The organism is Acidovorax sp. GW821-FHT11A03, assembly GCF_058809075.1.
In genome coordinates this window covers 1-6,789 of record NZ_JBXASG010000015.1, presented here as the reverse complement: position 1 = coordinate 6,789, position 6,789 = coordinate 1, and the positions used below count along the sequence as shown (strand labels likewise).

Below are 6,789 nucleotides of genomic sequence, written 5' to 3'. Positions count from 1 at the left end.
GTCCGGTTCTTTGCGGAACCTGGCTCGAGCTACGTCACTGGACAACTTCTGTATGTCTGCGGTGGACGCAGCCTCAGTAGTCCCTCTGTTTGACGGCAAAGGATAAGAGGGCAGCCGCCGTGAAGCGCAGAACACTTATTAGATCTATCTTGGCACTTGGGCCTGTAGCAGCGATGCCAACTTTCGGGCAGTCATACCCGTCAAGGCCACTCAGACTACTTGTCCCATATACAGCCGGTGGAGGGACCGACTTAGCTGCACGAGTTGTGATGAAGAAGCTGAGTGAGCAGTTGAACCAACCAATCGTCGTAGAGAACAAGCCTGGTGCGGGTGCCGTACTAGCCTATAACGAGCTTTTGCGAAGCAAGCCCGACGGATACACGTTAACGACGGGCTCAAACATCACATCGCTACTGAATCTCCTGAATAGCAAGTTGTCATTCGACGCCGCCACGGACCTGGTGCCGGTAGCGCCTTTGGCCAGCGTGCCGATTGTTTTGATCGCAGGTAGCAAGGTTCCTGCCAGAAACGTCGCCGAACTGATCTCTTATGTCAAAGAGAACCCAGGTGTTAACTACGGGACGCCTGGTCCGGCTACCCCACATCATTTGGCTGGTGTACTGCTCGCGTCAATGGCTGGAATGCAATTGACACATGTTGGCTACAGAGGTACGGCTCCTGCCGTTCAAGACGTTATTGGTGGGCACTTACCACTTGCGATTGTCGGACTATCAACCGCAATTCAATTTACTCGAAGCGGCCAGTTGAAAGTATTGGGTGTGGGTAGCGCAAAGCGCTCTGAACTGGCACCCGAGATCCCGACGCTGGCAGAAGGCGGAGTAAAGGGCTACGACGCAAGCTACTGGTATGACGTTTGCGTTGCGAAGGATGTTCCGAAGACCGTCGTAGGACGTTTGCATGGAGAGGTTACCAAGGCCCTACAGGATATTCAGGTGCGAGCTAGTCTCACTGCTGCGGGACTCGAGCCCATGGCCGTCACTCAAGATCAGTACCAACACATGCTGCAATTAGAACGGGCCAAGTGGGAACCGATTATCCGAGCACACCACATTGAAATGGGCTCATAAGATGCTGGCGAACTCACTTAAGGGTATTCGGGTGATCGACTTCACCCAGGTGATGGCAGGACCAACCTGTACTTTGTGCATGGCCGATCTCGGTGCCGATGTTGTAAAGATCGAGGCTCCCACAGGCGACCTCTCCCGGGCGCTCTCCCCATGGGTAAACGGAGAAGGTATCCCGTTTCTGGCTCTGAATCGCAACAAACGCAGCATCGTGCTAGACCTCAAGCAGCCGGTGCATCTGCAAATTGCGCAGAGGCTGATCACCGAAGCAGATGTTGTTGTGGAGAGCTTTCGCCCTGGCGTCATGGCCCGATTGGGGCTGGATTACGGCACGGTGTCTTTAAATAACCCTCGGCTGATTTATTGCTCGGTCTCCGCCTATGGCCAACAAGGGACCGGAAAAAACCTCCCGGGCGTGGATGGGGTGCTTCAGGCAGTTAGCGGCCTGATGAGCGTCACAGGGGCAAGCGATGGCGCTCCGTGCAAGGTTCCGGTGCCAGTGGTCGATTTGATGACTGGGTCGCTTGCCACCATTTCTGTTTTGGCCGCGCTTGCCGAGCGGCAGCGCACGGGCAAAGGGCAGCACGTAGAAGCTAGCATGTTTGCGAGTGCAATCGCATTGCAGCATGTGAGTTTCGCCTCCTATCTAGCGGATGGCGAAGTACCTGGTCCGCAGGGGAGCGCAGCGCCCTATTCAACGCCGAACGAAGCGCTGCCCTGCGCCGATGGATGGATCATGGTGGCGGCATATCACCCCGCAAGATGGCATGCCTTGTGTGTAGCTGTTGGAGCGCCGGAGCTGGCAACCGATCCCCGATTCGCTGAGAACAAGAACCGGCTTCAACACCGCGAGGCGCTGCTTCATCTGCTCGAAACGCGGATGCTTGCTCATCCCCGTTCTTATTGGCTCGAGAAGTTCACTTCCGTGGACATTATCTGCGGCGCGATAAACGACTATGCAGAAGTCACGCGGTCCACTCCCTTTGTCGAGGCCGCGCTCACCGAGCGCCTTGAGCATCCAGTTGCAGGAGTTCTGACCATGCCGCGCAGCGTGTTGGGTGCGGTTGGCGAGCATCCTCAAGCAAGAAGTGCCGCCCCCATCCTTGGACAGCACACCCGTGAGGTGCTTGCCGAACTAGGCATGCCGTCTGAAGACATTGAGGCAGTCGCAGCTATGTCCAATACCAGCAAGTGAAGTAATTCAATGCCTATCAATAAGACAGTCCAAGATGGCGTCGCCATCGTTACCTTGAATCGACCGGAGGCGATGAATTCAATTGATCCGGAGTCGAATCAGCAACTACTCGACATTTGGGAAGAGGTGTCGAACGACGAGGCGCTACGGGTACTCGTTCTCACAGGCGCTGGCGATCGCGCGTTCTGCACAGGGGCGGACCTCAAGAAAACAATGCCACCGGCCGACAGTGCGGCGCGGCAGGTCTTTCGCGCAGGAACCCAACACTTCAACTTTGGGACGCTGCGCACGGACAAGCCCGTCATCGCGGCAATCAACGGGTATGCCCTGGGTGGGGGGCTTGAGCTGGCGCTGCTTGCAGACATACGCATCTGCTCTGAAAACGCCCAATTCGGTCTGCCGGAAGTGAGGGTGGGGAGCATACCTGGTGCTGGCGGAACCCAACGCTTGATCCGCGCAGTGGGCCAATCGGACGCAATGCTGATGCTGCTGACGGGTGAGCGCATCGATGCTAACGAAGCCTTGAGGATCGGGCTGGTAAGCAAAGTCGTACCGCAGTCTGAGTTGCAGGCGACGGCCCTGCGCCTGGCACACACCATGGCCGCCAACGCACCGTTGGCGATGACGGCTGCCAAGCGATTGGCGATGACTGGGCGGGAATTGTCGCTAGCAGGAGGGCTGGAATTGGAACGCCAAGCCTTCGGTGTGCTGAGGGACAGTGAGGACCGGCTGGAAGGACGCAGGGCGTTCGCTGAGAAGCGTCCTCCGAAATTCCGCGGCCGATGATGCGTTCAGCTAATTGAAATCGGGCGCATTTATGTCTCCAAATTTGCGCAATTTTCTTCAGGTCTGTTTCAAGCCCAAACGGTGAAGGCATCATGAATAATTTTTTGCGCTTCATGTTGGTGTTACTCTTGACCCACCTGACAGCTGTATCAGCCCAAACCCCAGCAGATCGTCGTCTAGTAATAGGCAGTTCAATGCCACTAACTGGAGCGTTCGCGGAGTCTGCGAAACGCCTGGTGAGTGGATCAAAATTGTATTTTGATGGAATTAATCGTGCCGGCGGAATAAATGGCCTGCAAATTGATTATCAAGTTCTTGATGACGCATTCGAACCAGAAAAAGCTGCCAAGAATGTAAGCGAACTGATATCTGAACGTGGAGCAGTTGCGCTCATCGGGTTGACAGGAACCAATCAGATTCTCGCATCGCTTCCTGTCATCAAAAAAACTGGCACACCCCTATTCGGCCCTTTCAGCGGGTCACCGGTTCTGCGTAAGGAAAAAAATACGCCAGTATTTCATTTCAGAGCAAGCTATTCTGATGAAATCCAACGAATGATTGATCATGCCAAAGCGATTGGCGTGCGGCGGATCGGAATTTTCTACACTGATGACGGCCTAGGGAAGGTGGTTCTGGCAGAGCTCAAAATAATTCTTGAAAAAGAGAGTCTTGAGCTCGTGGGTATTTCGACCCCTTCTGCTACTGACACCAATTTTTTACTTGCTGCGATGGATTTATCGAGAAATAATCCAGAAGCAATAATTGTAGGGGCCGCAGGTTCTCATTTCGGCAAGTTTGTTGCAGCGTATAAAAGTTTGGGGGGTAGGTGGCCTCAGATTTATGGACTATCTGTAGTGGATCCGGGAACGTTGGGGGCGCAGATATCAGAGTCGGCACGCGGAATAATATTGACACAAGTTATCCCATCTGTGCGTAACACCGCGCTTCCTATAGTGCGTGAGTACTTGGCTGCTTTGGCGAAAGAGATCCCAGGCGCGGAGCCCAATGTCTTTGAGCTCGATGCTTTTACCACAGCCAAGATACTGGTTGAGGCGATGAGACGTGCAGGAAAACCTGTTTCTAGAGCTTCTTTGATAAACTCACTGGAGAATATCGGAAAGTATGATGTTGGAGGATTTTTTGTTTTTCTAACTCCGGAAATTCGCGGTGGCTCAGCGTTTGTGGATCTGGCAATTATTGGTGATAAAGGCAGGCTTCGCTATTAATAAAATACCGCCAGTTGTTAATGCCTCTAAAAGATTGCTGCCCAAATATAAGTAATTTTATATATTTGGATGGAGTACCGGAAAATGAAATTCAATGACATATCTGTAGCTCGCAAACTTTGGCTTGTAATTCTCGGAGTTTTGCTGGCAATGTTAGCTATCTGTGTATGGACGCAGATGCAGTCGGCAAAGGTCATGGACGAGACAATCCGTGCTATCGAAGATGCCGAGTCCAAGATTGCTCTGGCCACACGTTGGCGTGGCATGTCTGAAGCTGCCACCAACATGGTGGTTGGGGCTACGATCACGTCTGACGGGGTCTTGGCTCAGATGTACGACTTGAAAGTCAAAGACCTTATCGCTGATATCTCGCAGGTACAAGCTGCAGTCACCAAAAGTGCGACTACAGCGGATGCGATGGCAGCTATGGAGACCATAGCCACCGAGCGGGAGCTTGTGCTCGCCCTCATGGCGCGGACCAGAGATATGAAGATCGCGGGCGACACGGTAGCCACGCGGGATTTTGTCGATAAGGAGTTCCCACCAGCAATGGGGCGCTATTACAAGGCATTGGACCGTCTCGTGACTGTGTACGAACAGGAGCGTGATTCCGTGCGAACTTCGGCTGCAAAGGACCGCCAGCATGCTTTGTCGTTCGCGTCTGCTGCGGTGGGGTTAGTTTTTTTAGTTGGCATACTTTTGACGCGCGCACTTGAACGCTCCATAACGTTGCCATTGCAAAGATCTGTTGAGGTTGCGGATGCGATTGCCAACGGTGACCTCACTCAGAATATTATTGAGAATCGTAAAGACGAATTCGGGCAACTCGTTCGATCACTTGAATCCATGAACTTTAGACTGCGCCAGCTTGTCGGTGAAGTGCGAGGTGGAGTTGAGCAGGTGTCAACAGCTTCCAATGAAATCGCATACGGTAACCAAGATCTGTCGTCGCGCACAGAGCAGGCAGCATCTAGTCTGCAAGAGACTGCTGCCAGTATGGATCAATTGACGGGTATGGTTTCACAGTCGGCCGATACGGCGCGTCGAGCTAACCATTTGGCTTCCGAAGCAGCTAGATCAGCGTCTCGGGGCGGAGATATCGTGGCAGGTGTAGTTCTGAGCATGCAGGGAATCAGCGACTCGTCGAAAAAGATAGTCGACATCATCGGCGCTATAGATAGCATTGCGTTTCAAACCAACATCCTGTCTTTGAATGCCGCTGTCGAGGCGGCCCGTGCGGGTGAGCAGGGGCGTGGCTTTGCCGTTGTAGCCAATGAGGTCCGAGGCTTGGCAGCCCGATCAGCTGAAGCAGCAAAAGAGATCAAAGAGCTAATTGAAAAGTCGGTACGGTCAGTTGACCATGGGTCACATCAAGTGAAACAGGCCGGAGAGGCAATGGGGGACATTGTCAGCAGCGTGAAACATGTTTCTGACCTCATAAGCGAAATTAGCGCTTCTGCCACCGAGCAACGCGACGGAATTTCACAGGTAAACCACGCGGTGAGCACGCTCGATCAAATGACGCAACAAAATGCTGCGTTGGTGGAGGAGTCCGCGGCCGCAGCTGCGGCGTTGCGCGATCAAGCACGCCGCCTTTCAGAAGTGGTTTCAGTATTTAACGTCGGCCGATTGGCGGGCTAGTTTGGCCCTCAGTGTGGCCACTTCGGATGTCCGAAATATGAGCCGCGACCTCAATATTGGACTTTTTCGAGGTGGCCACTAGATACTGTTTCTTGAGCCGTTTGGTGAGCATGTCCACCGGTAGGCTGTGGCAGCCATATGCTCCGGCGTGCGCGTTTCATCCTTGCTTTAGCATGCACCCCGACCTCTCGCAGTCCTAGGCTCCGCAGAATCTGCGCTGCTGCCCTCTACGCATAGTAGCCACAGGAGTTCGACGGCATACCATTCAAATGCGTCGCACGCCGCCTTCCGGATCCAGACGTTTGATGAATGCGTACCTCACCTGGACTGACTAAGTTGGATGTCGGGCTCCTCGTTCACATACATGAGTTGAGTCATCAACGGCGCGGCGCCTCGGTAAAAGACTTCTGCAAATGACGTTCTGGCGGATGCGGTGCCTACGCCTTGATCCACTCGGACAGGCTTTGCTGGCTCCTACTGATCCAATCGGATGCATCGACCATCTGATGGTCTCAATCCGTAGTCCTTTTGACCGCTTCGATCTTGAATTTTTCGGCACATGGAAAATTCGTCAGCGCACCTCAAGTTTTGAGATCTAAGGTATCCCGCTCATTCGAAGCAGTTCATATGTCCACTTCTAGATTTAAAAACCGGAACGATTCACTTCGGGATACCTGCTTTAGTGTGACTAAAGCTTGCCCAGTAGAACTGCAATGACCGTTTGGTCACGAATACCCATACTTCCTGTCACCGTAGCAAGCGCTGCGTGAACAGGAGATATTTTTGAAGATCATTAAACGAACGGAGCCTCACTTCCGTCAAACAGCGAGCGGCATGGTGTTGATCGCCACACGTG

Annotated in this window: 5 protein-coding genes and 1 pseudogene; all 6 read left to right on the top strand. The window is 53.3% G+C overall.

Annotated features, from left to right (window positions below; genetic code table 11):
- A pseudogene (locus tag AC1RVY_RS26445) lies at positions 1-93 on the top strand (beta-ketoacyl-ACP reductase); the annotation flags it as partial.
- Between the two features lie 176 nt (positions 94-269).
- A complete protein-coding gene (locus tag AC1RVY_RS26440) occupies positions 270-1,088 on the top strand; it encodes a Bug family tripartite tricarboxylate transporter substrate binding protein (protein ID WP_492809126.1) in 819 nt (272 codons plus the stop codon).
- A gap of 1 nt (position 1,089) precedes the next feature.
- Positions 1,090-2,280 carry a CaiB/BaiF CoA transferase family protein gene (locus tag AC1RVY_RS26435; protein WP_492809125.1) on the top strand — a complete coding sequence of 397 codons (1,191 nt, stop codon included), beginning with the start codon at positions 1,090-1,092 and terminating at the stop codon, positions 2,278-2,280.
- A 9-nt stretch (positions 2,281-2,289) separates the two neighbouring features.
- Entirely contained in the window at positions 2,290-3,066 is a 777-nt protein-coding gene (locus tag AC1RVY_RS26430) for an enoyl-CoA hydratase/isomerase family protein (protein WP_492809123.1), read from the top strand.
- Between the two features lie 92 nt (positions 3,067-3,158).
- Positions 3,159-4,292: an ABC transporter substrate-binding protein gene (locus AC1RVY_RS26425; RefSeq protein WP_492809121.1), complete on the top strand. Its 1,134-nt coding sequence runs from the start codon at positions 3,159-3,161 to the stop codon at positions 4,290-4,292.
- 84 nt (positions 4,293-4,376) lie between these two features.
- Complete coding sequence (locus AC1RVY_RS26420) at positions 4,377-5,933, top strand: methyl-accepting chemotaxis protein (RefSeq protein WP_492809119.1); 1,557 nt, start codon at positions 4,377-4,379, stop codon at positions 5,931-5,933.
- Positions 5,934-6,789: the final 856 nt, after the last annotated feature.

Coding starts and splice junctions, on each gene's coding strand:
- AC1RVY_RS26420 (WP_492809119.1), top strand. CDS start 4,377: ATGAAATTCAATGACATATCTGTAGCTCGCAAACTTTGGCTTGTAATT.
- AC1RVY_RS26430 (WP_492809123.1), top strand. CDS start 2,290: ATGCCTATCAATAAGACAGTCCAAGATGGCGTCGCCATCGTTACCTTG.
- AC1RVY_RS26440 (WP_492809126.1), top strand. CDS start 270: ATGAAGAAGCTGAGTGAGCAGTTGAACCAACCAATCGTCGTAGAGAAC.
- AC1RVY_RS26425 (WP_492809121.1), top strand. CDS start 3,159: ATGAATAATTTTTTGCGCTTCATGTTGGTGTTACTCTTGACCCACCTG.
- AC1RVY_RS26435 (WP_492809125.1), top strand. CDS start 1,090: ATGCTGGCGAACTCACTTAAGGGTATTCGGGTGATCGACTTCACCCAG.